A 26,155-nucleotide genomic window follows, 5' to 3' on the forward strand; every position below is an offset into this window, starting at 1 on the left:
ATTTTTTGGTGCTTTCCTTTATAATGGGTGTATGGATAAGAAAAAATTATTATTGATTGATGGGTCTTCTGTTGCTTTTCGGGCGTTTTTTGCGCTCTATCAGCAGTTGGACCGTTTTAAGAATGCGGCTGGTTTGCATACCAATGCGATTTATGGCTTTCAGTTGATGTTGAGTCATTTATTGGAGCGGGTTGAGCCAAGTCATATTTTGGTGGCTTTTGATGCGGGAAAGACGACCTTCCGTACAGAGATGTATGCGGACTATAAGGGTGGCCGGGCTAAGACTCCTGATGAGTTTCGTGAGCAATTTCCTTTCATTCGTGAGTTGCTGGATCATATGGGGATTCGTCACTATGAGTTGGCTCAATATGAGGCAGATGACATCATTGGGACGCTGGATAAGCTAGCAGAGCAGGATGGTTTTGATATTACCATTGTCAGTGGGGACAAGGATTTGATTCAGCTGACGGATGAGCATACGGTGGTTGAGATTTCCAAGAAAGGTGTGGCTGAGTTTGAGGCCTTTACGCCAGAATATCTTATGGAAAAGATGGGCATTACACCGACGCAGTTTATCGATCTCAAGGCGCTCATGGGTGATAAGTCGGATAATATCCCTGGGGTGACCAAAATCGGTGAAAAAACGGGTATCAAGCTCTTACTGGAGCATGGTTCGCTTGAGGGAATTTATGAAAATATTGATGGAATGAAGACTTCTAAGATGAAGGAAAATCTTATCAATGATAAGGAACAGGCTTTTTTGTCTAAAACACTGGCGACCATTGATACCAAGGCACCGATTGAGATTGGTTTGAATGATTTGGTCTATAGTGGTCCAGATGTGGAAAATCTTGGGAAATTCTACGATGAGATGGGCTTCAAACAGCTCAAACAGGCTTTAAATGTGTCGTCAGCTGATGTCGCTGAGAGTTTGGACTTTACTATCGTTGACCAAATTAGCCAAGATATGCTGAGTGAAGAGTCTATCTTCCACTTTGAACTCTTTGGTGAGAATTACCATACGGACGATTTGGTTGGATTTGCCTGGTCTTGTGGTGAAAAGCTATATGCTACAGACAAGCTTGAGCTGTTGCAAGAGCCGATTTTCAAGGATTTCTTAGAAAAAACACCTCTGAGAGTTTATGACTTTAAGAAGGCTAAAGTTCTCTTGCATCGTTTGGGTGTGGATTTGCAGGAACCTGCTTTTGATAGCCGATTGGCTAAATACCTCCTTTCGACTGTGGAGGACAATGAAATTGCGACTATTGCTAGTCTTTATGGTCAGACTTATTTGGTTGATGATGAGACTTTCTATGGTAAGGGTGTTAAAAAGGCCATTCCTGAACGCGAGAAATTCTTGGAGCATTTGGCTCGTAAGCTTGCTGTTTTGGTTGAAACAGAGCCTATTTTGCTGGAAAAACTCAGCGAAAATGGGCAATTAGAGCTTCTTTATGAGATGGAGCAACCTCTGGCTTTTGTCCTTGCTAAGATGGAAATTGCTGGGATTACGGTCAAGAAAGAGACCTTGCTTGAGATGCAGGCTGAAAATGAGCTTGTCATTGAAAAATTGACTCAGGAGATTTACGAACTGGCTGGTGAGGAGTTTAATATCAACTCGCCTAAGCAGTTGGGAGTGCTTCTCTTTGAAAAATTGGGTCTTCCTCTGGAATACACTAAGAAAACCAAGACAGGTTATTCGACAGCCGTGGATGTCTTGGAACGCTTGGCTCCTATTGCTCCGATTGTTAAGAAAATTCTCGATTACCGTCAGATTACCAAGATTCAATCCACTTATGTAATTGGCTTGCAGGACTGGATTTTAGCTGATGGCAAGATTCATACGCGCTATGTTCAGGATTTGACCCAGACTGGGCGTCTGTCTAGTGTGGATCCAAACTTGCAAAACATTCCTGTGCGTTTGGAGCAGGGCCGTCTCATTCGTAAGGCTTTTGTGCCTGAGTGGGAGGATAGTGTGCTGCTTAGTTCGGACTACTCACAGATTGAATTGCGCGTTTTGGCGCATATTTCTAAGGATGAGCACTTGATTAGGGCCTTCCAAGAGGGTGCTGACATTCATACTTCGACAGCCATGCGGGTCTTTGGCATTGAACGTCCTGAGGATGTGACTGCAAACGACCGTCGAAATGCCAAGGCGGTCAACTTTGGAGTGGTTTACGGGATTTCAGACTTTGGTTTGTCTAATAATCTGGGCATCAGCCGTAAGGAGGCTAAAGCCTACATTGATACCTACTTTGAACGCTTCCCGGGTATTAAAAACTACATGGATGAAGTGGTGCGTGAGGCGCGTGATAAGGGCTATGTGGAGACACTCTTCAAGCGTCGTCGTGAGTTGCCAGATATCAATTCGCGCAACTTCAATATTCGTGGTTTTGCAGAGCGGACAGCTATCAACTCACCTATCCAGGGTTCGGCAGCAGATATTCTCAAGATTGCCATGATTCAGCTGGATAAAGCCTTGGTTGCAGGTGGTTATCAGACTAAGATGCTTCTGCAAGTGCACGATGAAATCGTCCTTGAAGTTCCTAAATCTGAATTGACAGAGATGAAAAAATTGGTCAAACAAACCATGGAAGAAGCCATTCAACTCAGTGTTCCCCTCATCGCAGATGAGAATGAAGGGGCAACCTGGTACGAGGCTAAATAAAAAGGGGGCTAGTCCTCCTTTTTTGTAGTAGAATTCTGCAAGCCTTTTCAAATTGTGCTATACTGATGAAAAAGGAGGATTTCTATGAGTCAAGAATTTATCAATCCAAGTGATGGCGTGCTTCGTCAGTATCTCGCAACGAGTAAAACCCTTGCTGTAGTGGGGTTATCAGATCGTGAGGAAACAACCAGCAATCGAGTGACCAAGGAAATGCAGGCTCGGGGTTATAAAATCATCCCAGTCAATCCCAAGGCGGCAGGTGGCGAAATCTTGGGTGAAAAGGCTTATGCTAGCCTAGCAGAGATTCCTTTTCCTGTAGATATTGTCAATGTTTACCGGCGCAGTGAGTTTTTGCCAGATGTAGCGCGTGATTTTCTCAAAGCTGATGCCAAGATTTTTTGGGCGCAGCTAGGACTTGAAAGTCTAGAAGCGGAAGAAATCTTGCGTGCTGGTGGATGTGATGACATCGTAATGAATCGTTGCATCAAGAGAGAACATACACGCTTGATTGAGGAAGCATAAGAAAAAGGTAGCTGGTGGGCTACCTTTTGTGTTATACTCAATGAAAATCAAAGAGGAAACTAGCCGCAGGTTACTCAAAACACAGTTTTGAGGTTGCAGATAGAACTGAAGAAGTCAGCTCAAAACACAGTTTTGAGGTTGTAGATAAGACTGACGAAGTCAGTCACATATATACGGCAAGGCGACGTTGACGTGGTTTGAAGAGATTTTCGAAGAGTATTAGAAAATGCCGATAAGGGTCTGCATACCAAGACTAGTGAGGATGATGGCAATCCAGCAGATGGCTCCGAGAACAATGGATTTTCCGCTGGATTTGACCATAGCTACCAGATTGGTTTTGAGCCCGATAGCACTCATGGCCATGACAATAAGGAATTTAGAGAGTTCTTTGAGAGGGGTAAAGAAACTACTGGATACACCTAGAGAGGTGAGTAGTGTAGTGAGGAGAGAGGCAAGGATAAAGTAAAGGATAAAAAGTGGGAAGACTTTTTTCAGTTGTAGGCTTTGCTTGTTTTCTTGTTGGCGACTTTGCCAGTAGGATAGAAAGAGCGTGATAGGGATAATGGCCAAAGTACGTGTGAGTTTAACAATGGTTGCAGACTCGAGGGTATTGCTTTGGTAAAGACTGTCCCAAGCGCTGGCGGCAGCCGTTACAGAGGAAGTGTCGTTGACCGCAGTCCCTGCAAAGAGGGCGAAGCCTTCATTGGATAGATGAAGCCAGGTGCCGAGGGTTGGAAAGATGAGCGCAGCCAAGACATTGAAGAAAAAGATAACGGAAATGGATTGGGCTACTTCCTTTTCCTTAGCATCAATAACGGGCGCTGTCGCAGCAATGGCAGAACCACCACAGATTGAAGAACCTACTCCAACCAAGGTAGCCAGTTTTGTATCCAGTGCAAAGAAGCGCTGGAAGAGGAAGGCAACAATCAAGGCTATTGAAATGGTGGACAGGATGACAGGGAGTGAAGATTGTCCGACTGCGAAGACTTGCGAGATATTGAGACCAAAACCAAGCAAGATAACGGCATACTGGAGCAATTTTTTAGAACTAAAGGTCAATCCCGCATCCAGTTGTTTGTAGGGCGAGAGAAAGGGATGTAGGAGCATGCCTATGAAAATGGCAAAAACGGGCGCGCCAATCACAGGGAAGAATCCGCCCAAGTACCAAGATACGATTGAAATGAGAAGGCAGGCCAAGATGCCTGCTCCATTTTTTGATAGAAATGACATAAAAACCTCCAAATAGAATCTGTTATCATTATAGACCTAAAAATAGGAAAAGTAAAATAGAAAGTGGAGCTAACAATTATTTGACAAGTAGCGCTAATCATGTGATAATAATCTTACAAGAACTGTAACGAAGTCTTGGCAAAAACAAAAATACCAGAGCTCCACCTCTGGTATTTCTTTTTGTCCAGTTACATTAAAACTAAACTCAGGTTATATTTTTGTCGCGCTTATTTAATCCAAACTAAGTCCGTTAGTGGAGTTGCAATAAATTCATTTTAAATACTTCAATTTGTTATGCTAGCGTTATTCTATAATGTATTTTTGCGGTCGGGGGTCTTTTGTAGTATAATAGAGATACGTTTTTACAGTAGGAGGTATCTATGGACTTAACTAAGCGCTTTAATAAACAGTTAGATAAGATTCAAGTTTCGTTGATTCGTCAGTTTGATCAGGCTATTTCGGAGATTCCTGGGGTCTTGCGTTTGACCTTGGGGGAACCTGATTTTACAACGCCAGACCATGTCAAGGAGGCGGCCAAGCGAGCGATTGATCAGAACCAATCCTACTATACAGGGATGAGTGGTCTGCTGACTCTACGTCAGGCGGCCAGTGATTTTGTTAAGGAAAAGTACCAACTGGACTATGCTCCTGAAAATGAAATCTTAGTTACAATTGGGGCGACAGAGGCTTTATCTGCGACTTTGACAGCTATTTTGGAAGAGGGAGACAAGGTGCTCTTGCCAGCTCCTGCCTATCCAGGCTATGAACCGATTGTCAATCTAGTTGGGGCAGAGGTTGTCGAGATTGACACAACTGAAAATGGTTTTGTCTTGACTCCTGAGATGTTGGAAAAGGCTATTTTGGAGCAGGGTGACAAGCTCAAAGCGGTTATTCTCAACTATCCAGCCAATCCTACAGGAATTACCTATAGTCGGGAGCAGTTGGAAGCCTTGGCAGGCGTTTTACGCAAGTACGAAATTTTCGTTGTCTGTGATGAGGTTTACTCAGAATTGACCTACACAGGCGAAGCCCATGTGTCTCTGGGAACCATGTTGAGAGATCAGGCTATTATTATTAATGGCTTGTCTAAATCACATGCTATGACAGGTTGGCGTTTGGGTCTGATTTTCGCTTCTGCGGCCTTTACAGCTCAGTTGATCAAGAGTCACCAGTACTTGGTGACTGCTGCAAATACCATGGCTCAACATGCTGCAGTAGAAGCCTTGACGGCTGGTAAAAACGATGCGGAGCCTATGAAGAAGGAATACATCCAGCGTCGTGATTATATTATTGAGAAAATGACTGCTCTTGGATTTGAGATTATCAAACCAGACGGAGCCTTCTATATCTTTGCTAAGATTCCAGCGGGCTACAATCAAGATTCCTTTGCCTTTTTGAAGGATTTTGCTCAGAAGAAGGCCGTTGCCTTTATCCCTGGAGCTGCCTTTGGGCGTTACGGAGAAGGCTATGTGCGTCTGTCTTATGCAGCCAGCATGGATACGATCAAAGAAGCCATGAAACGACTGGAGGAGTACATAAGAGAAGCATGATTCAGTCTATCACGAGTCAGGGCTTGGTGCTCTACAATCGTAACTTTCGTGAGGATGACAAGCTGGTCAAAATTTTTACCGAGCAGGCGGGCAAGCGCATGTTTTTCGTCAAACACGCTGGCCAGTCCAAACTAGCTCCGGTTATTCAGCCCTTGGTGTTGGCACGATTTCTCTTGCGAATCAATGATGATGGCCTCAGCTACATCGAGGACTATCATGAGGTCATGACTTTTCCCAAGATTAATAGTGACCTCTTTGTCATGGCTTATGCGATCTATGTGGCAGCTCTTGCAGATGCTAGTTTGCAGGACAATCAGCAGGATGCTTTCTTGTTTGCTTTTTTGCAAAAGACTTTGGAATTGATGGAAGCTGGCTTGGATTATCAAGTTTTGACTAATATTTTTGAAATTCAAATCTTGACCCGATTTGGTATTAGCCTCAATTTTAATGAGTGTGTCTTTTGCCATCGGGTAGGTCAGGCTTTTGACTTTTCTTTCAAATATGGAGCCTGCCTCTGTCCAGAGCATTATCATGAGGATGAGAGACGTTGCCATCTCAATCCCAATATCCCTTATCTGCTCAATCAATTTCAAGCCATTGATTTTGAGACCTTGGAGACCATTTCGCTCAAGCCTGAAATCAAGCAAGAGTTACGCCAATTTATGGATCAACTCTACGAAGAGTACGTTGGGATTCACCTAAAATCAAAGAAATTTATTGATTCCCTAGCAGACTGGGGTCAATTACTAAAAGAGGAAAACAAATGAAAAAAATCGCAGTAGATGCTATGGGGGGCGATTATGCACCTCAGGCCATCGTTGAGGGTGTCAATCAAGCCCTGGCTGACTTTTCAGATATTGAGGTTCAACTCTACGGAGATGAAAGCAAAATCAAGCAATATCTGACAGCGACAGAGCGCGTCAGCATTATCCATACGGATGAAAAGATTGATTCAGACGATGAACCTACGAGAGCTATTCGGAAGAAGAAAAATGCCAGTATGGTCTTGGCGGCCAAGGCTGTCAAAGAGGGTGAAGCAGACGCTGTCCTCTCGGCTGGGAATACAGGTGCTTTGTTGGCTGCTGGATTCTTCATCGTGGGTCGTATCAAGAATATCGACCGTCCTGGGCTTATGTCAACCTTGCCGACTGTAGATGGGAAGGGGTTTGATATGCTGGACCTCGGTGCCAATGCGGAAAATACAGCCCAGCACCTCCATCAATACGCGGTTCTAGGTTCCTTTTATGCTAAAAATGTCCGCGGTATTGCGCAACCACGTGTTGGCTTGCTTAACAATGGAACAGAAAGTAGTAAGGGTGACCCACTTCGTAAGGAGACTTATGAATTACTAGCAGCTGATGAAAGTTTAAACTTTATCGGAAATGTGGAAGCGCGTGATTTGATGAATGGCGTTGCGGATGTTGTTGTGGCAGATGGTTTCACGGGAAACGCTGTGCTCAAATCCATTGAAGGGACAGCCATGGGAATTATGGGTTTGCTCAAGACAGCTATTACAGGTGGTGGTCTTCGAGCGAAATTAGGCGCCCTCCTTCTCAAGGATAGCCTCAGAGGTTTGAAAAAACAGCTCAACTATTCAGATGTTGGTGGAGCGGTCTTGTTTGGTGTCAAGGCACCGGTTGTCAAGACTCATGGTTCAAGCGATGCCAAGGCTGTTTATAGTACAATCCGCCAGATTCGTACCATGCTAGAAACAGACGTAGTTGCCCAGACTGCGCGTGAATTTTCAGGAGAATAAAAGAGATGACAGAAAAAGAAATTTTTGACCGTATTGTGACTATTATCCAAGAGCGACAGGGAGAAGACTTTGTTGTGACAGAATCCTTGAGTCTGAAAGACGATTTGGATGCTGACTCAGTCGACTTGATGGAGTTTATCTTGACACTGGAAGATGAATTTAATATCGAAATCAGTGACGAGGAAATTGATCAACTCCAAAGTGTAGGAGATGTGGTTAAGATTATTCAAGCAAAATAGCAATAGGAGTTCCAAGGCATTTGCTTTGGAATTTTTTATTTGCTTTAAATGACCGTTTAGGAACAGATTTAGTCTTTCTAGGGACAGTAGAAATCTGAGGAGAAATAAGGGATATAATAGAGTCAGAAAAAATCAATCTCCAAAAAGGAGAAAAAAGAAAGGATTTTTGTCATGAAAAAATATATTACTTATGCAGCTTTATTACTTACTTCAGGAGCTTTGTTATCAACTACTTATGTAGTTAATGCAGAAACTACAACGTCTACCACTAAAGTGACTACATCACAAACAATTTCACAGTATACAAGCGAGAAAGAAGCAATTGATCAACTTGTTAAAGAAGGTAAAATTAAGGTGGAAGATGCAGAACAAGTTAAGTTGGTAGGATTTTCTCCTAGAGAATTAACTCAAGAAGAAAGTAATCAAGAAAAAATAGCATTTAATCAAAATAGAGATCCGAAAGGAACTTGGATGCAAACAGATGGTCGCTGGTGGTTTAAATATACTTCAGGTGGGTATGCTAAACATTGGGAATTGTTAGATAAGAAATGGTATTATTTTGATGATCAAGGTTGGATGAAATCAAATGAGTGGATTAACCCAGATGGTAATTGGTACTATCTTTCAAATGATGGTTCCATACTAACTGATTACAATAGAGTTAATGGGAAACCTTATTTCTTCAGACCTAACGGTGTTTGCGTAGAAAATCAGGGGCAGGCAATCGCTGAGTGTGCAGAAACCTTTGTAGGTAAAATCCCATATGTTTGGGGTGGGGCAGACTTGGATAAGGGTGTAGATTGCTCAGGATTTACGATGGCTATTCATGCTAAGTTCGATATTTATATTGGTAGAACAACTGGAGAACAAGCTGAAGGAGGGAAATTTATATATAGTGGCTCACAACTTCCTGGAGATTTAATATTGTACAATGGCGACCAAGGTTCAAATCAACATGTGGGTATTTATGTTGGTGGTGGAAATGTAGTTCATGCTCCACGTCCAGGTCAATATGTTTCTTATATGAATCAATATGGAATGGATCAAAATACAATTCGTAGATATTGGTAATATTGTCTAATCTTTCACAATATTATTGACTTTGATTATGAAAAGTATTAGAATATAGCTAAATAAAGAGGGGAAACCCTCCTATAGCTATTCAATAAAGGAGGAAATGGCTATGAAAAAATCTAAACTACTCACTCTTGGTCTGCTTGTAGGTGCTGGTCTGCTTTTGTCTATCAACCAAGCACAGGCTGCAGATACTTGGGTTAAAAATGGTGCTGACTGGAATCTTTCACAAGATGGCAGTCTAGCTAAGGATAAATGGGTACAAAATGCTGGCTCATGGTATCACTTCGACAGCACTGGTAAAATGCAGACAGGCTGGCTCAAAGACGGCAATACTTGGTATTCTCTAGCAGATAGTGGTGCTATGCGTACTGGCTGGTACAAGGAAGGCAATACCTGGTATTCACTAGCAGATAGTGGCGCCATGCGTACAGGTTGGTACAAAGAAGGGTCTACATGGTATTACCTCAAAGATAGTGGCGCTATGGCAACAGGATGGGCAACTGCAAATGGTCAATGGTCTTACTTTGAAAAATCAGGTGCTATGGTCGCAGATAGAGCTGTCCCAGCCAGTGATGGGGAAAGTTATGTTATTGGTAAGGATGGTTATATGTTGACCAAACTCCCTAGTCAGGTTGAACAATCTCAAGCGGATGATACAATTATCACAAATATTGTTACTTTGTCTGATGGGTATGATTATCATCTTATTTATAGAAAAAATGGGGTCGTTGTTGAAAAGAATGCCTGGTATATAAAACCTGAGTTTAAGAAGTTTTCTAATAAATATGGGGATGTGGTTTCAAATACAACCTTAGCTCTAGTGGATAATAAAGAAGAAGGACAAGAAATTGATCCTAAAGCTGTTATTCATAATTTCCAAAATCTACCAGGTCGATATTACTTTGGAGCAGATGGTCGTAGAGTATTACCACTTCCAGAGATGACAACTAGATCAGAAATCAAAAAAGTTGGTAATGATCTTTATCTAGAAGACCCAGGTGCACGACTTCGTCTTGGGGCTACCCACTTTACAATCAATAACAATAAACTATACTATTTAGAAAATGAGCAAGGTAAGCTCAAAACAGGTTACTTTGTATTGATTGATGATGGAGCAACCACTACTCACCATCACATTCTAGCCTATGCGGATCAATCTGGTGAAATTCTTAAGATGAAACGCTTGCCATCAGGAGTTTCAGATTATCTGGATAAAGAAATCGATGGTTTATACGGTGAAAAAATTAAGATTGAATCTCCACACTCAAACGAATATTATAAAGTGGTTGTGGTTAAATAAAAATAACATCTTCACAACTAATCGTTAACGCTCTAACCAATATACCATTTTCAGGAGGCTTTAGATTTCTTGTATTTTAAAAGGAAACTAAAGCCTTTTGTAGATGGAGCAGGGGATAGAGTTATCTATAAAATAATGAAAAGGAGTCTGTCATGGAAATGAAAAACACATTTGTAGAATTGGAACAATTTGAAGAGTTAACCCCAGAGGTTTTGGAGGAAGTGAATGGTGGAGGGATTTTTGAAGATACTGTAAAATGGTGCAATAAATTATTTGGTACGGGTAGACACGTTGCTTAAATTCACAGTATTAGTTAGAGATTAGATTTATTTATGCTTATTTTAGAATTCTTATTTTCTGTGATATATCTACTGTTGGTAGTCGTTTCAACCATAGTTCCTACTATTTATTTGGGCGCTCAAATTTCCCCAGAATTTTATAAAAAACGTTATTGGATACTTATATTTTTAATTAGTTTATCTGCTCGTCAAACATTTGGAGAATTATTTCATATAGGAGTTCTTATCTACTTTTACTGTATTTTTTTATTAGTATTGCACAAGGGAAAAGGGGAATCTCTTTTTCTTTCTCTGTATCTTTTTCTCTTCTTTCAAAGTATTCGTTATTTATTTTTGACAATTTGGATTCGTGTATTATCTGGTGAGCATTGTTGTTTCGTAGATTCGTTTTCTACTTTATATATATCTATATTTGATTTATTATCAATCTTTCTATGTTGTAAAATTATGAAGCGTTGGTCTTTGGATTTGGATTTATTTTTTTCAGATGCTTTCAAAACCGACTATCATAAGAGTTTTTTCATTATCCTACCTCTGACTGTATTTAGAATATTCTCTTCGTTTATGACCAATATAAATAGTTCTTTTTACGTTCGTTTTGACACAACCATTTCTCTCCTGATTTTCATTCTCTTTTTCTCCTGGCTCTTTTATATCAGACACTTAGAGCAGGTTTATCGTGATGAGCAGACCATTCAGAGACAGGAAGAAGAAAATCGTTCCTTGCAAGGGATGGTGGATAAGTTGGGTCATCTCTATGATGAGGTTCGAGGTTTCCGTCATGATTTTGCAGGGATTGTCGCTAGCATGGAGCCTGCCATAGCGAATCAAGATATGGCTGAGGTGTCTACCATTTATCAAGATGTCTTTCTGAAGACCAATGAAAAGCTGAAAAAGGCAGATTACACGGCCTTTAATCTTCATAATATCCATGATATAGCCATTCGTAATACTTTGGCAAAAGCTATGATTGTGGCAGATAATCAGGGAATTCATTTTAGTTTGGAGACGGTGGGGGTTGTCGAAGAGCTGGCATTGCCGATGTTGGAGGCTATCCGTATCCTCTCTATCCTCACGACAAATGCCTTGGAGGCAGCCAGTGAGGCGGAAAATCCGCAGATTGGGGTTGCTTTGTTGGCAGGTGATAGGAGTGTTCGTTTTATCATTGAAAACACTCGTAAGAAAGAAGAACTGAATCCCAGCATTCTCAGTCAAAAGGGTTATTCGACCAAGGGTAACCACAGTGGACTGGGCTTAGCGACCTTGGAGGATATGGTTTTTCATTATGATTTAAACTTAGATACCCAGCTAGGAGAGACGACTTTTAGACAAGATTTAGAATTGCCGTTTAAGGATGAGAAACGAGGGGGAGAGGAATGAGAATTTTAGTTTTGGAAGACGATAGAGTCCAGCAAGGACGGATAGAGCAGACTTTACTAGATATCGGTCGCTCTCGCAATTTGAGATTGGAAATTGATATTGCCAAAAACTATGGAGATGTTGAAAAGTATTCTCAGTATTTTGACCATTACCAGCTCTATTTATTGGATTTAGAGATTGATGGAGAGCGTGAACGGGGCTTTCAGGTTGCTCAACAGGTTCGGGAGCGGGATCCCTTTACAAGTATTGTCTTTGTGTCCACACACTCGGAGGCCTTGCCTCTAGCTTTTCGCTACCACTTGTCTGCCTTGGATTTTATTTCTAAGGATCAGCCAGAGGAAGATTACCGTCATCAGATGGAGCGCTGTCTGGACTATGTACTGGCAGTGGACAAGAGAGAAAATATGCGTCTCTTCACCTATAGTTTTGAGGGAAGACGGGGCTTTACTCTGCCCTACCATGAAATTTTAGCCTTTGAAACCTCAGTGGAATCCCATCGTATCAAGGTCTATTATGCTAATCATTCTATCAAGACCATTTATGGCAGTCTCAAGGATATCGCTGCCAAGGCTGAAAAAGATTACTTTGTCTATGCCAATCGCAATACTTTAGTCAGTTTACAGGCCATTGAAGAGATGACTGCGACAGAAGTGACCTTGTTAGAAGGCTTGCACTTCCCCGTATCACGAACAGCCAGAAGAACCCTTAAAAAACATCTTAATGTCTAATATCTGTTAGATTTGAATGAGTTTATCAATAAGAATATCGGAAAATTTTCTGATATTCTTATTTTTTTGACTTTTTTTCGAATAGATAAGTAAGAGGGAAAAGAAAGGAGACTACGCGATGTATTTACCAATTTTCTATCCATGGTTTACTAAATTATTTTTCAAATAAAATTTGATTTAGTTATACATTTTCGAATTCTTTTTCGAATAGATAAGTAAGAGGAAAACGAAAGGAGTCTGGTTTATGTATCTACCAATCTTGTATCCGTGGTTCATTAAATTATTTTTCAAATAAAATTTAATTTAGTTGTTCATTTTCGAAATTTTTTTCGAATAGATAAGTAAGAGGAAAAAAGAAAGGAATAAAATAATGAAAGAACATTATTATGGATTTGTTGAGCTAACGTCGGAAGAATTGATCGATATTCAAGGTGGAGAAAATTGGACGAAGACCCTTGTAGATTGGTACATTGGATTTCGTAGAGGTTTTGGTTTTTAGGAGGATAAGCGATGAATGAAATGAATGATAAGTATACTATTGAAGTATTAAAGGAAAGCGACTTAGCCTTGCTGGTGGGTGGTAGTGAGGCAAGTTACCAACATGGTTTAATGGTGGGGTTCATTTTACGTCGTGCATTATTTGGATTCTAAGATAATATTTAGAGAGTGAAGCTTACCTACAACAATGAACAGAATATATGAAAAAGGAAATACAAATAACTACCTTTTTCAATTGTTAAGAATCAAAAAAGGAGAATAAGATGGAACAAATTAAAAATATGGAAAATAATTTTCATGTAATGAGTCATGAGGAATTGGCCGATGTAGAAGGAGGCTTGCTATTTGGTCTGGTAGTAGTTGGAGGAGTCGCAATTGCAGGAACATTTTTATTGGGTGCGGTAGATGGTGCTTCAGGAGCACATGCTAAGCGTCGTGGACGTTAACAGGGAAGGATGAGCGCTAATGGAACGCATAATAGAAAGTTGGATTACTAGGGTAGAGAATTTTTACAGTTTGCAGTCAATTCCTGTAAAAGTATTCATTTTCATAGTTGGAGTAGTTGGGGTTTATGCTTTAGGGACCTTACTTTTAGGACCGGTTTATTGGGCGGGACAGAAGTTTGGCGAAATGGTTTATAATTATTTATTTTAATAAAAAATTATAGATAAAGAGGAACAGACATAATGAATATGATAAAAATTGAAGAAAAATTTACAAGTCTTACAGAAAAAGATTTAGCAACAGTAGAGGGCGGTCGAGTGTCATGGAGAGGTAATATTAACATCGATGTCCATAAAGTGATTGATAGTACGGGAAGATTTTTCGGTGGTATCTATAATGCTGGTAGAGCATTTGGGCGAAATGTTTACAATGCATTTTATTAATATAGTTTATTAAAATTGACATCATATATTATATTTTTGAATTCATTTTCGAATAGAGAAATAAGAGGAAAACAGGGAATGATTATTTCAGTAATTCAAGATTTGGATGAAAAAATTTAATAAGCACTGCTATACCAAACTTGTCAAGTTTGCAACAAGACAAGCATTAAAAATAAAAAAGGAGGCATTCGTTATGAATACAAAAACGATGTCACAATTTGAAATTATGGATACTGAGATGCTTGCTTGCCTTGAAGGTGGCGGATGCAATTGGGGAGATTTTGCCAAAGCAGGTGTTGGAGGAGGAGCAGCACGAGGTCTTCAGCTAGGAATTAAAACAGGAACATGGCAAGGTGCAGCAACTGGTGCTGCGGGAGGAGCTATACTTGGAGGTGTGGCATATGCAGCGACATGTTGGTGGTAATTATGGATTTTAAAAGTTTTATTATTGGTTTAGTAGTTGGTATATTTGGTCCCTATATGGATGATTTAATTAGAAAAAAATTTTTAAAGTCTTCGGAGAAGAAAACAGAAAAATTTGTCAAAAAATAATCAAAACGATAAATGATGAATCTGATTCAAAATTATCTTGCACATGTAAAGAGGACCATCTCTCCTCTTATCAGGTAAATAGGAATCTTGCAGTAGCGAATCAAAAAAAGGAGTAACTATGAATCGTAATTTAGAACGGTGTTATCTATTCTGACTAGGAATAGATCATACCAGAGGTGGCTTAGAAATAGCAGGGACATTAAAAATTGAAGTAACTTTAAATAGGATGTCGTAAATGTTACTATCAATGATTTATTTGTTCCAAGCTTGCCTAGGGTATCAGTAAAAAATCATTTTCCTTTCAATAGCATATTTTTAGTAGGTAGGACGTTTGTTCTGCCTATTTTTTATCCAAAAAGTGCAGTTGAGGTGTTTATTTATATCGTTTGGAGTTTATTTGGAGTTTTACATGTATTTTTGAAAAAAAATAGGTATAGAAATTAGGAAAGTTGAAGAAAAGGAATGAAGAAGGTCTTAGTTTGTGATTTTTTACATACTTTTAAGTCTTGATGAAGTAGCTTGAACTAATATATAATTGCTAGAAATTGAATACACTACTCCTTGAGGGCATTTTGCCCTCTTTTATATTTTACAATAAGTGTAAAAAGGATAGTTTTTATGCGTTACGGTTATGTTCGAGTATCTACAAAAGAACAAAATATTGATAGGCAATTTTCAGCCTTAGTAGAAAACAAATTATCAAAAGAGAATATTTTTATTGATTACGTTTCAGGAAAAGATTTTGACAGAATGGAATATCAAAAATTATTAACTACCTTGAAAGAAAATGATGAATTGGTTATTAAATCAATTGATAGGTTGGGAAGAAACTATGATGAAATTTTAGAACAATGGCAAGCAATTACTAAGAAAAAGAAAGTAAATATAACTGTTTTAGATTTCCCTTTATTAAATACAAAGAATAGCAATGATAATATCACAGGAAAACTAATCTCCGATATCGTTTTACAAGTCCTATCTTATGTGGCACAGTTTGAAAGAGAACAAATCAAACAAAGACAAATGGAAGGAATACGGGAAGCACAGAAAAAAGGGAAGAAATTCGGTAGACCAAAATTGGTTGTCCCGAATAATTTCCCTGATGTGATAGCTCAATATAAGAAAAAAGAAATAACCTTACGAGAAGGTGCAGACATCTTAGGAGTATCAAAAAGCGCCTTTCATAATTGGATAAAAAATTCATAGTTCTTGTCAAAAAACCTAGGATTTTTTGGACAGAAAATACAGTCTATTTTAGAAGCGTTTTCGTTAGAAAAAAGGTTCTAAAATCCAGCATTTTGACCAATTATTATTACACTTCCATTTTATCAAGTTTGTCCAAAAAAGTCTAGATTTTAGGACAAACTGATTATTTTACAATAAATAAAAATAGGGGGACACGAAATGGACACCAAAGCTAAAAAGTTCACACTTGCAACGATTTCAGCTCTATCACTTCTTGGGGTAGGAATTGTTACATCACAATCAGTAGCTGCTAATGATAGGCTGGTTTCCACTCAAGAAATCAATGGTCAGTCTTATCATATCTTGAACTCAGAGGTAACTAGTACTTCTGCCGGTACTAGCTTAGTTGGAATTGAAGGAAATTTCTTGACGCCAGATAAACAAGCTATTTTAGACCGTATAAATGCTATCAGAAAAGAAGCTGTTACGGAAGGAATAGTCAGTAGCTACGTTCCCATCAAATGGTCAACTGCACTAGAGAAAACAGCCTTTTCTCGTGCAGCAGAAGCTTCTGTAACTATGAATCATAAACGTTTATCTAATAAAGATATTTGGAGTGCCTGGCCTTCAGGAAATTTTTCACTAGCCGAAAACTTAGCTTGGAACTATGATGGGTTTATGGCAGCTATTGATCAATGGTATGAGGAAAAAGCAGATTACGTCAAATCTCGTAGTGGGGCAAGTGTCTCTGGTCAAACTGGACACTACGAATCCTTAATCAATCCAGAATTAACTTATATGGGACTTGCAGCCTTTGAGAATCCTAAAAATAGTTGGATTACCATTGCACAAAGTTTCGGAACAGCATCTGGTGGCTCTGAAGAATTAGCTGGCGGTTATGGAAAAGCCATTCAATACACAGAAGTCGATTCTTCTCAAATTCAAACATTTGCGACCAAGGCGAATCTTTTTGACAAAGATTTGAAGGCTATCGGAACTCATACCAGTAAGAAAACAAAACAAGGTAAGTCTAACGGGACTAATAAACCAGGTTTCTTTTTTCAAATGCAAGATATTGGTAGGGGTATGGGTTTTTGGCGACAATCGGGCTCTCGTTGGTGGTTTATGCAACTTGATGGGTCTTACCCTTACAATCAGTGGGCAAAATTAGATAATATCTGGTATCACTTCGATAGTTCAGGTTGGATGCAAACTGGCTGGATAAAAGACAACGGCACGTGGTACTATCTCGACGGTTCAGGTGCTATGAAGACTGGTTGGTTCAAAGATAATGGTAGCTGGTATTATCTTGATAGCTCAGGGGCTATGAAAACAGGCTGGATGAAGGTATCTGGTAAATGGTACTATGCCTATAGCTCTGGTGCACTCGCAATCAATACAACTACACCTGACGGTTATCGTGTCAATTACAACGGTGAGTGGGTATAAAAACAATTTCAAATTGTAAGATTAAACATATGAAAAAATTATTTCTATTCAGTATCAGTATTTTAGCTATCTCCATTTTAACAGCTTGCCAACCTCAGAGTAAAAACACTTCCTCAGAAAGTTCTGAAACAACTACTTCTAGTAGCAGTTCGCCTACTTCCACATCAGAAGAGAAGAAAAATGATTACACCCTATATAATCCTGTCCTTAAAGAATATGCCAAAGTATTAGATGATTCATCAGCTTCACCTAAAGAGCTCAATTCAAAAGCAAACTTAAAAAATACTTATCCTAAAGAATACTCTGGACTACAATACAGCTTGTATGATTTAGACCAAAATGGTACGGACGAACTTTTGGTTGCCCTTAAAACGGATTCTAACTATTACGATTTATTAGATATTCGAACTCTTAAAAATGACGAAGTTATTCGACTGACCAATGCAGAAAACAATCTGGACTTTATTGGAGAGCGAGTACATTTTAATCCTTTAGAAAATGGCTATTTCCAATTATCTACCCGAGTATCTATTAATCAAATCCAACTTAAACTATACAAGTTCAATCAGGATGGAACACGATTAGACTTAGTTATCGAATCAGATACAGAAGAGGGACTGGGCACAAAACCACCTTCCCTTGACATAAGATCTTTCTCTTGGAAATCTGTCACAAGTCTCATAAGTGAAGAATCTTCCTTTCCGTCAGAAAGTAAAGGGATGGATATTTCTGCAATTCAAAATGGAGATTTTTCTAGTGTCTCAGGAACTTGGAGGAATCGTTCAGGTATTGAATTTACTTTCGACAAAAATGGTTTAGTAAGTGATAAGTCCAAAATTTCAATTGAACATGCTAAAGAAATTGACCACTATCTTAAGGCAAATTCTGTTTCTAAAGATGGAGGTGCTGGTGCAGCTATTGCCTTTTTACCAGCAGGAATCCCTATAACCATGTCTGTCACCTCTTCTTCAGATAATGGCTATACTGACTCGTCTGATATTACACAAGACCGCTTATGGTTTGGACACCAACTTATCAATGGTAGTACCGAGGGATTTTTTTACAAGGTAGAATAGTTTTAATAGACTTACAAATTTATCAATAAGAATGTCGGAAAATTTTCTGATATTCTTATTTTTTTGACTTCCTTTTCGAATAGATAAGTAAGAGGAAAAGGAAAGGAGCCTAGTTCATGTTTATATCAATGTTCTACCCATGGTTGACTGAGTTATTTTTTAAATAAATTTAATTTAGTTGTACATTTTCGAAAATTTTTTCGAATAGATAAGTAAGAGGAAAAAGAAAGGAGTCTGGTTTATGTATCTACCAATTTTCTATTCATGGTACATTAAATTATTTTTCAAATAAATTTTGATTTAGTTGTTTATTTTCGAATTCTTTTTCGAATAAATAAGTGAGAGGAAAAGGAAAGGAGTTTGCTTCATGTATCTACCAATTTTCTATCCATGGTTTACTAAATTATTTTTCAAATAAATTTAATTAGTTGTACATTTTCGAATTGTTTTTCGAATAGATAAGTAAGAGGAAAAAAGAAAGGAATAAAATAATGAAAGAACATTACTATGGATTTGTTGAGCTAACTTCGGAAGAATTGACCGATATTCAAGGTGGAGAAAATTGGGTGAAGACCCTTGCAGATTGGTACATTGGATTTCGTAGAGGTTTTGGTTTTTAGGAGGATAAGAGATGAATGAAATGAATGATAAGTATACTATTGAAGTATTAAAGGAGAGCGACTTAGCTTTGCTGGTGGGTGGTAGCAAGGAAAGTTATCAACGGGGTCTAATTACAGGTCTATTGTTACGCGGTATATTTATTGGAACCCCATTTTTTAGAAGATAAGATTTAGAAAAAATAGAACAAGAGGAGAAAAAAGATGACAAATTTTGACAAAATGGAACAGAACTTTGTAGCTCTTACAGAAGAAGAGTTGATGGATGTGGATGGGGGAGCATTGCCTCTTGTAATCGCCGGAGTGTCTATCTGGAAGATAGGTGCAGCAGTAGCAGGTGGAGCAGCAGCGCTTTTTGCTGGAGGAGCAGCTTTGGGGTATTATGCGAATAGACCATAATCTGATTGTAGTCAGAGAGGCATTTCTATGTTTTTAAAAAAAGAAGTGATATTATTAGGGGTATTGTTATCGCTACGTATTATTTTTACTGTCGTTCAAATTTTAATTGACTATAAAATATTATCTGGACAGTATAGTATGAATTTTATGGATGTCTCAGAAGTATTTACCTATCCAATACTCATTTTAATCATTTACATAGCAATAAAATATAATACAAAGGGGTAATGACGACTATGAACTTAGAACAATTTTATCAATTATCTAACGATGAATTAGTGGGAACAAAAGGTGGTTTTGGTCTTGCGGAAGCAGTTGGGATTGCAGGAGTACTGAATGCTGCTGTACAAATTTTTAATGCTGGTTACAAATTCGGTTCAGATTTGGCTCGTCGTGGGCGTTAGATAATGAACAGTTGCAACCTTAATCTTAATACATTGTTACCTAAACTAGCCACTATATGTCCTTTGTTGGGAATAACTCTTAATGTCGCGCTTCACGTGATTCGTACAGGTTCGTTAGTATCCTTTAATTGGCAATGGACTTTAGTTGGTTTGCTTTTCGCAGGATATTTTGGTATTTTCGCAAAGATTTGTCAAAAAATAATCAAAACTATAAATGAAGAACATGAATCAAAAGGATTTTGTGTATATGAATGGTAGCGTTTTTCCGCCATTCTTGTCAGGTAAATAGGAGCTTTCTATGAAAACATTTTTATTAGGCTTTACTGAGGGTTATTTTACCGTATCGCTCATAATCTACATCGTAACGTATTTGATTTTGAAAAATCCAATCAATATCCTATTTTATTCAGAAATTTACCCCGTTTTATTTGGGCTCTTTTATCTAGGATATAAGGTCAATAAAAAGCGAGTAGAGTAAACAGTTAAGAATGATTTGTTAGTCTGTGCTAAAATGACTAGGCTAGAATCTCAGAATGCATCACATTGGAGTTTAATATGAAATTTGTTAAATCAATACTGAAAGTTTGGCCTGAAATCATGGTATTACTTAGTTCAATGTCTTATATCATCATCAGATTAGTAGCTGACATAAATAAAGTATCTTTACCTACTTGGCTTGATAGTTTCAATATACCAACGATTGCATTATTTATGATGGTCTTCATTCTTTTATATAGAAGTAAAGAAAAAAGAATAGATAAATTTGAAGCAGTAGACGCTCTATAGGGAATAGGTGTCTTATAGTAACGAATCAACAAAAGGAGTAACTATGAATCGTAATTTAGAACGGTATAATCTATTCTGACTATGAATAGATCATACCATAGGTGGCTTAGAAATAGCAGGGACATTAAAAATTGAAGTAACTTTAAATAGGATGTCGTAAAGGTTACTATCAATGATTTATTTGTCCCAAGCTTGCCTAGGGTGTCAGAAAAAAATCATTTTCCTTTCAATAGCATATTTTTAGTAGGTAGGACGTTTGTTCTGCCTATTTTTTGCCAAAAAAAGTGTAGTTGAGGTGTTTATTTGGAGTTTTATACTCTTCGAAAATCAAATTCAAACCACGTCAGCGTCGCCTTACCGTACTCAAGTACAGCTTGCGGCTAGCTTCCTAGTTTGCTTTTTGATTTTCCTTGAGTATTACATGTATTTTTGATAAAATAGTTATAGAAATTAGGAGAGTTGAAGAAAAAAATGAATAAGATTTTAAAATATTTTTTAGTATTTGTTTTTCTATTTTTGATGAATATTTTCATCTTTAAGATACTAGCAACTCTGGGATTTCATCTGACAATGAGTGAAAAGAGTTATATTGTACCACCGCTGTTTTCGATTATCGTGTTGTATATGATTGACAAAAGAATTAGGAAGAAAAAGAAATAAATATATATTTTAGGCATGACGTTTGTTCTGCCTATTTTTTTATCCTAAAAGTGCATTTGGGAGGTAGATAGGCACATTTGGGAAGGAAGTCCAGTTTTTGTTTGGGGATTAGGGTAAGATAGTTGTTATCAGATGAGTTTATACTCTTCGAAAATCAAATTCAAACCACGTCAACGTCGCCTTGCCGTATATATGTGACTGACTTCGTCAGTCCTATCTACAACCTCAAAACAGTGTTTTGAGCAGCCTGCGGCTAGTTTCCTGGTTTGCTCTTTGATTTTCATTGAGTATTAGGAAAAGGAGATGAATATGAAATTTGGGAAACGTCACTATCGTCCGCAGGTGGATCAGATGGACTGCGGTGTAGCTTCATTAGCCATGGTTTTTGGCTACTATGGTAGTTATTATTCTTTGGCTCACTTGCGAGAATTGGCCAAGACGACCATGGATGGGACGACGGCCTTGGGCTTGGTCAAGGTGGCAGAGGAGATTGGCTTTGAGACGCGAGCCATTAAGGCGGATATGACGCTTTTTGACTTGCCAGATTTGACTTTTCCTTTTGTTACCCATGTGCTTAAGGAAGGAAAATTGCTCCACTACTATGTGGTGACTGGGCAGGATAAGGATAGCATTCATATTGCCGATCCAGATCCTGGGGTGAAATTGACCAAACTGCCACGTGAGCGTTTTGCGGAAGAATGGACAGGAGTGACTCTTTTTATGGCACCTAGTCCAGACTACAAGCCTCATAAGGATCAAAAGAATGGCCTGCTCTCTTTTATCCCTATATTAGTGAAGCAGCGTGGCTTGATTGCCAATATCGTTTTGGCGACACTCTTGGTAACCTTGATTAATATTGTGGGTTCTTATTATCTGCAGTCTATCATTGATACCTATGTGCCAGATCAGATGCGTTCGACGCTTGGGATTATTTCTATTGGGCTGGTTATCGTCTATATTCTCCAGCAGATTTTGTCTTACGCTCAGGAGTATCTCTTACTTGTTTTGGGGCAACGCTTGTCGATTGATGTGATTTTGTCCTATATCAAGCATGTTTTTCACCTGCCTATGTCCTTCTTTGCGACACGCAGGACAGGGGAAATCGTGTCTCGTTTCACAGATGCTAACAGTATCATCGATGCGCTGGCTTCGACCATTCTTTCGATTTTCCTAGATGTGTCAACGGTTGTCATTATTTCTCTTGTTTTATTTTCACAAAATACCAATCTCTTTTTCATGACCTTATTGGCACTTCCTATCTACACAGTGATTATCTTTGCCTTTATGAAGCCGTTTGAAAAGATGAATCGGGATACCATGGAAGCCAATGCGGTTCTGTCTTCTTCTATCATTGAGGACATCAACGGTATTGAGACTATTAAGTCCTTGACCAGTGAAAGTCAGCGTTACCAAAAAATTGACAAGGAATTTGTGGATTATCTGAAAAAATCCTTTACCTATAGTCGGGCAGAGAGTCAGCAAAAGGCTCTGAAAAAAGTTGCCCATCTCTTGCTCAATGTCGGCATTCTCTGGATGGGGGCTGTTTTGGTCATGGATGGCAAGATGAGTTTGGGGCAGTTGATTACCTATAATACCTTGCTCATTTATTTTGCCAATCCTTTGGAAAATATCATCAACCTGCAAACCAAACTTCAGACTGCGCAGGTTGCCAATAACCGTCTAAATGAGGTTTATCTAGTAGCTTCGGAGTTTGAGGAGAAGAAAACGGTTGAGGATTTGAGCTTGATGAAGGGAGATATGGACTTCAAGCAGGTTTACTACAAGTATGGTTATGGTCGAGACGTCTTGTCAGATATCAATTTGACTATTCCCCAAGGTTCTAAAGTAGCTTTTGTGGGGATTTCAGGGTCAGGTAAGACGACCTTGGCCAAGATGATGGTTAATTTTTACGACCCAAGTCAGGGAGAGATTAGTCTGGGTGGTGTCAATCTCAATCAGATTGATAAAAAGGCTCTGCGTCAGTATATCAACTATCTGCCTCAACAGCCCTATGTCTTTAACGGAACGATTTTGGAGAATCTTCTTTTGGGAGCCAAGGAGGGGACGACACAGGAAGATATCTTACGGGCGGTCGAATTGGCAGAGATTCGGGAGGACATTGAGCGCATGCCACTGAATTACCAGACAGAATTGACTTCGGATGGGGCAGGGATTTCAGGTGGTCAACGTCAGAGAATTGCTCTGGCGCGTGCTCTCTTGACAGATGCGCCGGTCTTGATTTTGGACGAGGCGACCAGCAGTTTGGATATTTTGACAGAGAAGCGAATTGTTGATAATCTGATGGCTTTGGACAAGACCTTGATTTTCATCGCCCACCGCTTGACCATTGCTGAGCGGACAGAGAAGGTTGTTGTCTTGGATCAGGGCAAGATTGTCGAAGAAGGAAAGCATGCTGATTTGCTTGCACAGGGTGGATTTTACGCCCATTTGGTCAATAGCTAGAAAGAGGAGAGGATGAAACCAGAATTTTTAGAAAGTGCGGAGTTTTATAATCGTCGTTACCATAATTTTTCCAGTCGGGTGATTGTACCCATGTCCCTTCTGCTTGTGTTTTTACTTGGATTTGCAACTTTGGCAGAGAAGGAGATGAGTTTGTCTACTAGAGCTACTGTCGAGCCTAGTCGTATCCTTGCACATATCCAGTCAACTAGTAACAATCGTATTCTTGTCAATCATTTGGAAGAAAATAAGCTGGTCAAGAAGGGGGAGCTTCTTGTTCAATATCAGGAAGGGGCAGAGGGTGTCCAAGCGGAGTCTTATGCCAGTCAGTTGGACATGCTTAAGGATCAAAAAAAGCAATTGGAGTATTTGCAAAAAAGTCTGCAAGAAGGGGAGAACCACTTTCCAGAGGAGGATAAATTTGGCTACCAAGCCACCTTTCGCGACTACCTCAGCCAAGCAGGCAGTCTTAGGGCTAGTACATCGCAACAAAATGAGACCATCGCGTCCCAGAATGCAGCAGCTAGTCAGACTCAAGCCGAAATCGGCAACCTCATCAGTCAAACAGAGGCTAAAATTCGCGATTACCAGACAGCTAAGTCAGCTATTGAAACAGGTGCTTCCTTGGCCAGTCAGAATCTAGCCTACTCTCTCTACCAGTCCTACAAGTCTCAGGGTGAGGAAAATCCGCAAGCTAAGGCCCAGGCAGTGGCGCAGGTTGAAGCACAGCTTTCTCAGTTAGAATCCAGTCTTGCTACTTACCGTGTCCAGTATGCAGGTTCAGGTACCCAGCAAGCCTACGCGTCAGGCTTAGGCAGTCAATTGGAGTCTCTCAAATCCCAACACTTGGCTAAGGTTGGTCAGGAATTGACCCTTCTAGATCAGAAAATCTTGGAGGCAGAGTCAGGTAAGAAGGTACAGGGAAATCTTTTAGACAAGGGGAAAATTACGGCGAGTGAGGATGGGGTGCTTCACCTTAATCCTGAGACTAGTGATTCTACCATGGTTGCAGAAGGTGCCCTACTAGCCCAACTCTATCCGTCTTTGAAAAAAGAAGGGAAAGCCAAACTCACAGCTTATCTAAGTTCAAAAGATATAGCAAGGATCAAGGTCGGTGATTCTGTTCGTTATACGACGACTCATGATGCCAAGAATCAACTTTTCCTAGATTCTACTATTACAAGTATTGATGCGACAGCTACCAAGACTGAGAAAGGGAATTTCTTTAAAATCGAGGCGGAGACTAATCTAACTTCGGAGCAGGCTGAAAAACTTCGGTACGGGGTGGAAGGTCGCCTACAGATGATTACGGGCAAGAAAAGTTATCTACGTTATTATTTGGATCAATTTTTGAACAAAGAGTAATGTTCGTGTTTTTAGAGTTAAATGATTTTTAAACTGTGAGAAATCTTTTTCTTGCAGTTTTTTTCTTTATGATTTTTGAGGTTACTACGTCATTTATTCGGTTAAATTCTTGTAATTTTGGGTTTTTTATGGTAGAATGTGCTCAAGTAATACGAAAGGCGAACTTTAAAATGTCAAAACAATTGATCTATTCGGGAAAAGCTAAAGATATCTATACAACTGAGGATGAAAATCTTATTATTTCAACTTACAAGGATCAGGCGACTGCTTTCAATGGTGTCAAGAAGGAGCAGATTGCGGGCAAAGGAGTGTTGAATAATCAGATTTCATCTTTTATTTTTGAGAAATTAAATGCGGCTGGTGTGGCGACTCACTTTGTGGAGAAACTTTCAGACACAGAACAACTCAATAAAAAGGTGGAAATCATTCCTTTGGAAGTCGTACTTCGCAACTACACGGCTGGTTCCTTTTCAAAACGTTTTGGTGTGGATGAGGGAATCGCATTTGAGACTCCGATTGTCGAATTTTACTACAAAAATGATGATTTGGATGATCCATTTATCAATGATGAGCATGTGAAATTTCTACAGATTGCGGATGACCAGCAGATTGTCTATTTGAAGGAAGAAACGCGTCGTATCAATGAACTCTTGAAGGCTTGGTTTGCTGAGATTGGGCTTAAGTTGATTGACTTTAAGCTAGAGTTCGGTTTTGACAAGGATGGTAAGATTATCTTAGCAGATGAATTTTCACCAGATAACTGCCGCTTGTGGGATGCGGATGGCAACCATATGGATAAGGATGTTTTCCGTAGAGGATTGGGAGAACTAACCGACGTTTATGAGATCGTCTGGGAGAAGTTGCAAGGTTTGAAATAATCTGTTTGCAACGGAAAACCTTCGTCTCTCAAATAAAAGGACTCAGGCTGAAAAGGTCCCCCAGACCTTTTCACTCCGTAGAGAATTGGGAGAACTAACCGACGTTTACGAAATTGTTTGGGAAAAGTTGCAGGAATTGAAATAACAGTCTCAAGGCTGTTTAGGAACATTGCAAGAGCTGAAATAAAGGAAT

Annotated in this window: 32 protein-coding genes and 1 pseudogene; 32 read left to right on the plus strand and 1 reads right to left on the minus strand. The window is 39.3% G+C overall.

Annotated features, from left to right (window positions below; all coding sequences use genetic code 11):
• Positions 1–31: 31 nt before the first annotated feature.
• On the plus strand, positions 32–2,665 hold the full coding sequence (gene polA, locus AC6I9F_RS00215) for a DNA polymerase I (protein ID WP_164227045.1): 2,634 nt from the start codon (positions 32–34) through the stop codon (positions 2,663–2,665).
• An 84-nt stretch (positions 2,666–2,749) separates the two neighbouring features.
• Positions 2,750–3,187 carry a CoA-binding protein gene (locus AC6I9F_RS00220; protein WP_164227044.1) on the plus strand — a complete coding sequence of 146 codons (438 nt, stop codon included), beginning with the start codon at positions 2,750–2,752 and terminating at the stop codon, positions 3,185–3,187.
• Between the two features lie 219 nt (positions 3,188–3,406).
• Here AC6I9F_RS00220 and AC6I9F_RS00225 read toward each other — a convergent pair whose 3' ends face one another.
• Positions 3,407–4,417, minus strand: coding sequence for a YeiH family protein (locus AC6I9F_RS00225; protein ID WP_498022093.1), 1,011 nt, complete (start codon positions 4,415–4,417; stop codon positions 3,407–3,409).
• Positions 4,418–4,797: 380 nt separating this feature from the next.
• Between AC6I9F_RS00225 and AC6I9F_RS00230 the strand changes: the two genes are divergently transcribed.
• The 30 genes and pseudogenes from AC6I9F_RS00230 to AC6I9F_RS00375 all read left to right on the plus strand — a co-directional run bounded on the left by AC6I9F_RS00230 (position 4,798) and on the right by AC6I9F_RS00375 (position 26,107).
• Positions 4,798–5,967, plus strand: a complete 1,170-nt coding sequence (locus AC6I9F_RS00230) for a pyridoxal phosphate-dependent aminotransferase (RefSeq protein ID WP_498022094.1) — start codon at positions 4,798–4,800, stop codon at positions 5,965–5,967.
• Positions 5,964–6,734, plus strand: a complete 771-nt coding sequence (gene recO / locus AC6I9F_RS00235; RefSeq protein WP_498022096.1) for a DNA repair protein RecO — start codon at positions 5,964–5,966, stop codon at positions 6,732–6,734. The genes AC6I9F_RS00230 and recO overlap by 4 nt, the downstream gene beginning before the upstream one ends.
• Entirely contained in the window at positions 6,731–7,723 is a 993-nt protein-coding gene (gene plsX, locus AC6I9F_RS00240) for a phosphate acyltransferase PlsX (RefSeq protein ID WP_020900475.1), read from the plus strand. The genes recO and plsX overlap by 4 nt, the downstream gene beginning before the upstream one ends.
• A gap of 5 nt (positions 7,724–7,728) precedes the next feature.
• Entirely contained in the window at positions 7,729–7,962 is a 234-nt protein-coding gene (locus tag AC6I9F_RS00245; protein ID WP_000136445.1) for an acyl carrier protein, read from the plus strand.
• Between the two features lie 171 nt (positions 7,963–8,133).
• Positions 8,134–9,033, plus strand: coding sequence for a C40 family peptidase (locus tag AC6I9F_RS00250; RefSeq protein ID WP_164226458.1), 900 nt, complete (start codon positions 8,134–8,136; stop codon positions 9,031–9,033).
• Positions 9,034–9,145: 112 nt separating this feature from the next.
• Positions 9,146–10,339, plus strand: a complete 1,194-nt coding sequence (locus AC6I9F_RS00255; protein ID WP_164226453.1) for an N-acetylmuramoyl-L-alanine amidase family protein — start codon at positions 9,146–9,148, stop codon at positions 10,337–10,339.
• Positions 10,340–10,491: 152 nt separating this feature from the next.
• On the plus strand, positions 10,492–10,638 hold the full coding sequence (locus AC6I9F_RS00260) for a smi_0057.1 family bacteriocin-like peptide (RefSeq protein ID WP_000425304.1): 147 nt from the start codon (positions 10,492–10,494) through the stop codon (positions 10,636–10,638).
• Between the two features lie 564 nt (positions 10,639–11,202).
• Positions 11,203–12,018: a GHKL domain-containing protein gene (locus tag AC6I9F_RS00265; RefSeq protein WP_262082017.1), complete on the plus strand. Its 816-nt coding sequence runs from the start codon at positions 11,203–11,205 to the stop codon at positions 12,016–12,018.
• A complete protein-coding gene (locus AC6I9F_RS00270; protein ID WP_049512835.1) occupies positions 12,015–12,746 on the plus strand; it encodes a response regulator transcription factor in 732 nt (243 codons plus the stop codon). The genes AC6I9F_RS00265 and AC6I9F_RS00270 overlap by 4 nt, the downstream gene beginning before the upstream one ends.
• Before the next feature lie 370 nt (positions 12,747–13,116).
• A complete protein-coding gene (locus AC6I9F_RS00275) occupies positions 13,117–13,245 on the plus strand; it encodes a smi_0059.1 family bacteriocin-like peptide (RefSeq protein ID WP_050266023.1) in 129 nt (42 codons plus the stop codon).
• A gap of 11 nt (positions 13,246–13,256) precedes the next feature.
• Positions 13,257–13,397 (plus strand): hypothetical protein, encoded by a 141-nt coding sequence (locus AC6I9F_RS00280; RefSeq protein ID WP_001004581.1) that lies wholly within the window; start codon positions 13,257–13,259, stop codon positions 13,395–13,397.
• Between the two features lie 110 nt (positions 13,398–13,507).
• On the plus strand, positions 13,508–13,690 hold the full coding sequence (locus AC6I9F_RS00285) for a class IIb bacteriocin, lactobin A/cerein 7B family (RefSeq protein ID WP_000435077.1): 183 nt from the start codon (positions 13,508–13,510) through the stop codon (positions 13,688–13,690).
• Between the two features lie 240 nt (positions 13,691–13,930).
• Positions 13,931–14,131, plus strand: coding sequence for an SPPN_00645 family bacteriocin-like peptide (locus AC6I9F_RS00290; RefSeq protein WP_049512841.1), 201 nt, complete (start codon positions 13,931–13,933; stop codon positions 14,129–14,131).
• A 193-nt stretch (positions 14,132–14,324) separates the two neighbouring features.
• Positions 14,325–14,555 (plus strand): bacteriocin-like peptide BlpU, encoded by a 231-nt coding sequence (blpU, locus tag AC6I9F_RS00295; protein ID WP_049512844.1) that lies wholly within the window; start codon positions 14,325–14,327, stop codon positions 14,553–14,555.
• 2 nt (positions 14,556–14,557) lie between these two features.
• Positions 14,558–14,683 (plus strand): PncF family bacteriocin immunity protein, encoded by a 126-nt coding sequence (locus tag AC6I9F_RS00300; RefSeq protein ID WP_007284823.1) that lies wholly within the window; start codon positions 14,558–14,560, stop codon positions 14,681–14,683.
• Positions 14,684–15,301: 618 nt separating this feature from the next.
• A complete protein-coding gene (locus tag AC6I9F_RS00305; RefSeq protein WP_498022103.1) occupies positions 15,302–15,889 on the plus strand; it encodes a recombinase family protein in 588 nt (195 codons plus the stop codon).
• Positions 15,890–16,087: 198 nt separating this feature from the next.
• Positions 16,088–17,317 carry a CAP domain-containing protein gene (locus AC6I9F_RS00310; protein WP_498022105.1) on the plus strand — a complete coding sequence of 410 codons (1,230 nt, stop codon included), beginning with the start codon at positions 16,088–16,090 and terminating at the stop codon, positions 17,315–17,317.
• Between the two features lie 29 nt (positions 17,318–17,346).
• Entirely contained in the window at positions 17,347–18,393 is a 1,047-nt protein-coding gene (locus AC6I9F_RS00315; RefSeq protein WP_050261356.1) for a DUF6287 domain-containing protein, read from the plus strand.
• Between the two features lie 491 nt (positions 18,394–18,884).
• Complete coding sequence (locus AC6I9F_RS00320; protein WP_000658223.1) at positions 18,885–19,013, plus strand: smi_0059.1 family bacteriocin-like peptide; 129 nt, start codon at positions 18,885–18,887, stop codon at positions 19,011–19,013.
• An 11-nt stretch (positions 19,014–19,024) separates the two neighbouring features.
• A complete protein-coding gene (locus AC6I9F_RS00325; protein WP_001004584.1) occupies positions 19,025–19,180 on the plus strand; it encodes a hypothetical protein in 156 nt (51 codons plus the stop codon).
• A 34-nt stretch (positions 19,181–19,214) separates the two neighbouring features.
• Positions 19,215–19,409, plus strand: a complete 195-nt coding sequence (locus tag AC6I9F_RS00330) for a class IIb bacteriocin, lactobin A/cerein 7B family (protein WP_000180815.1) — start codon at positions 19,215–19,217, stop codon at positions 19,407–19,409.
• A gap of 236 nt (positions 19,410–19,645) precedes the next feature.
• Positions 19,646–19,813 (plus strand): class IIb bacteriocin, lactobin A/cerein 7B family, encoded by a 168-nt coding sequence (locus AC6I9F_RS00335; RefSeq protein WP_173251716.1) that lies wholly within the window; start codon positions 19,646–19,648, stop codon positions 19,811–19,813.
• Between the two features lie 3 nt (positions 19,814–19,816).
• Positions 19,817–20,031 (plus strand): annotated as a pseudogene (locus AC6I9F_RS00340) (bacteriocin immunity protein).
• Between the two features lie 80 nt (positions 20,032–20,111).
• A complete protein-coding gene (locus AC6I9F_RS00345; protein ID WP_240148113.1) occupies positions 20,112–20,291 on the plus strand; it encodes a hypothetical protein in 180 nt (59 codons plus the stop codon).
• 77 nt (positions 20,292–20,368) lie between these two features.
• Positions 20,369–20,599 carry a bacteriocin immunity protein gene (locus AC6I9F_RS00350; protein ID WP_173251719.1) on the plus strand — a complete coding sequence of 77 codons (231 nt, stop codon included), beginning with the start codon at positions 20,369–20,371 and terminating at the stop codon, positions 20,597–20,599.
• Between the two features lie 471 nt (positions 20,600–21,070).
• On the plus strand, positions 21,071–21,259 hold the full coding sequence (locus tag AC6I9F_RS00355; protein ID WP_119942193.1) for a hypothetical protein: 189 nt from the start codon (positions 21,071–21,073) through the stop codon (positions 21,257–21,259).
• 309 nt (positions 21,260–21,568) lie between these two features.
• The gene (gene comA / locus AC6I9F_RS00360; protein ID WP_498022110.1) at positions 21,569–23,722 is read left to right on the plus strand and encodes a peptide cleavage/export ABC transporter ComA; all 2,154 of its coding nucleotides are present in this window, start codon (positions 21,569–21,571) and stop codon (positions 23,720–23,722) included.
• A 12-nt stretch (positions 23,723–23,734) separates the two neighbouring features.
• Positions 23,735–25,084, plus strand: coding sequence for a competence pheromone export protein ComB (comB, locus tag AC6I9F_RS00365; RefSeq protein WP_498022112.1), 1,350 nt, complete (start codon positions 23,735–23,737; stop codon positions 25,082–25,084).
• A gap of 170 nt (positions 25,085–25,254) precedes the next feature.
• A complete protein-coding gene (gene purC / locus AC6I9F_RS00370; RefSeq protein ID WP_338619440.1) occupies positions 25,255–25,962 on the plus strand; it encodes a phosphoribosylaminoimidazolesuccinocarboxamide synthase in 708 nt (235 codons plus the stop codon).
• Between the two features lies 1 nt (position 25,963).
• The gene (locus AC6I9F_RS00375) at positions 25,964–26,107 is read left to right on the plus strand and encodes a phosphoribosylaminoimidazolesuccinocarboxamide synthase (protein WP_338620379.1); all 144 of its coding nucleotides are present in this window, start codon (positions 25,964–25,966) and stop codon (positions 26,105–26,107) included.
• The last annotated feature ends 48 nt before the right edge of the window (positions 26,108–26,155 follow it).

The sequence above is a fragment of the Streptococcus nakanonensis genome, assembly GCF_059738785.1.

Excerpts from the sequence above, each read along its gene's own strand:
- AC6I9F_RS00305 (WP_498022103.1), top strand. The coding sequence starts at position 15,302 with ATGCGTTACGGTTATGTTCGAGTATCTACAAAAGAACAAAATATTGAT.
- AC6I9F_RS00345 (WP_240148113.1), top strand. The coding sequence starts at position 20,112 with ATGAAAACATTTTTATTAGGCTTTACTGAGGGTTATTTTACCGTATCG.
- AC6I9F_RS00355 (WP_119942193.1), top strand. The coding sequence starts at position 21,071 with ATGAATAAGATTTTAAAATATTTTTTAGTATTTGTTTTTCTATTTTTG.
- AC6I9F_RS00335 (WP_173251716.1), top strand. The coding sequence starts at position 19,646 with ATGAACTTAGAACAATTTTATCAATTATCTAACGATGAATTAGTGGGA.
- AC6I9F_RS00260 (WP_000425304.1), top strand. The coding sequence starts at position 10,492 with ATGGAAATGAAAAACACATTTGTAGAATTGGAACAATTTGAAGAGTTA.
- AC6I9F_RS00280 (WP_001004581.1), top strand. The coding sequence starts at position 13,257 with ATGAATGAAATGAATGATAAGTATACTATTGAAGTATTAAAGGAAAGC.
- AC6I9F_RS00275 (WP_050266023.1), top strand. The coding sequence starts at position 13,117 with ATGAAAGAACATTATTATGGATTTGTTGAGCTAACGTCGGAAGAATTG.
- comB (WP_498022112.1), top strand. The coding sequence starts at position 23,735 with ATGAAACCAGAATTTTTAGAAAGTGCGGAGTTTTATAATCGTCGTTAC.
- AC6I9F_RS00285 (WP_000435077.1), top strand. The coding sequence starts at position 13,508 with ATGGAACAAATTAAAAATATGGAAAATAATTTTCATGTAATGAGTCAT.
- AC6I9F_RS00255 (WP_164226453.1), top strand. The coding sequence starts at position 9,146 with ATGAAAAAATCTAAACTACTCACTCTTGGTCTGCTTGTAGGTGCTGGT.
- AC6I9F_RS00265 (WP_262082017.1), top strand. The coding sequence starts at position 11,203 with ATGACCAATATAAATAGTTCTTTTTACGTTCGTTTTGACACAACCATT.
- purC (WP_338619440.1), top strand. The coding sequence starts at position 25,255 with ATGTCAAAACAATTGATCTATTCGGGAAAAGCTAAAGATATCTATACA.
- comA (WP_498022110.1), top strand. The coding sequence starts at position 21,569 with ATGAAATTTGGGAAACGTCACTATCGTCCGCAGGTGGATCAGATGGAC.
- AC6I9F_RS00225 (WP_498022093.1), bottom strand. The coding sequence starts at position 4,417 with ATGTCATTTCTATCAAAAAATGGAGCAGGCATCTTGGCCTGCCTTCTC.
- AC6I9F_RS00250 (WP_164226458.1), top strand. The coding sequence starts at position 8,134 with ATGAAAAAATATATTACTTATGCAGCTTTATTACTTACTTCAGGAGCT.
- plsX (WP_020900475.1), top strand. The coding sequence starts at position 6,731 with ATGAAAAAAATCGCAGTAGATGCTATGGGGGGCGATTATGCACCTCAG.
- AC6I9F_RS00230 (WP_498022094.1), top strand. The coding sequence starts at position 4,798 with ATGGACTTAACTAAGCGCTTTAATAAACAGTTAGATAAGATTCAAGTT.
- AC6I9F_RS00350 (WP_173251719.1), top strand. The coding sequence starts at position 20,369 with ATGAAATTTGTTAAATCAATACTGAAAGTTTGGCCTGAAATCATGGTA.
- blpU (WP_049512844.1), top strand. The coding sequence starts at position 14,325 with ATGAATACAAAAACGATGTCACAATTTGAAATTATGGATACTGAGATG.
- polA (WP_164227045.1), top strand. The coding sequence starts at position 32 with ATGGATAAGAAAAAATTATTATTGATTGATGGGTCTTCTGTTGCTTTT.
- AC6I9F_RS00245 (WP_000136445.1), top strand. The coding sequence starts at position 7,729 with ATGACAGAAAAAGAAATTTTTGACCGTATTGTGACTATTATCCAAGAG.
- AC6I9F_RS00310 (WP_498022105.1), top strand. The coding sequence starts at position 16,088 with ATGGACACCAAAGCTAAAAAGTTCACACTTGCAACGATTTCAGCTCTA.
- AC6I9F_RS00220 (WP_164227044.1), top strand. The coding sequence starts at position 2,750 with ATGAGTCAAGAATTTATCAATCCAAGTGATGGCGTGCTTCGTCAGTAT.
- AC6I9F_RS00325 (WP_001004584.1), top strand. The coding sequence starts at position 19,025 with ATGAATGAAATGAATGATAAGTATACTATTGAAGTATTAAAGGAGAGC.
- recO (WP_498022096.1), top strand. The coding sequence starts at position 5,964 with ATGATTCAGTCTATCACGAGTCAGGGCTTGGTGCTCTACAATCGTAAC.
- AC6I9F_RS00330 (WP_000180815.1), top strand. The coding sequence starts at position 19,215 with ATGACAAATTTTGACAAAATGGAACAGAACTTTGTAGCTCTTACAGAA.
- AC6I9F_RS00290 (WP_049512841.1), top strand. The coding sequence starts at position 13,931 with ATGAATATGATAAAAATTGAAGAAAAATTTACAAGTCTTACAGAAAAA.
- AC6I9F_RS00270 (WP_049512835.1), top strand. The coding sequence starts at position 12,015 with ATGAGAATTTTAGTTTTGGAAGACGATAGAGTCCAGCAAGGACGGATA.
- AC6I9F_RS00300 (WP_007284823.1), top strand. The coding sequence starts at position 14,558 with ATGGATTTTAAAAGTTTTATTATTGGTTTAGTAGTTGGTATATTTGGT.
- AC6I9F_RS00315 (WP_050261356.1), top strand. The coding sequence starts at position 17,347 with ATGAAAAAATTATTTCTATTCAGTATCAGTATTTTAGCTATCTCCATT.
- AC6I9F_RS00320 (WP_000658223.1), top strand. The coding sequence starts at position 18,885 with ATGAAAGAACATTACTATGGATTTGTTGAGCTAACTTCGGAAGAATTG.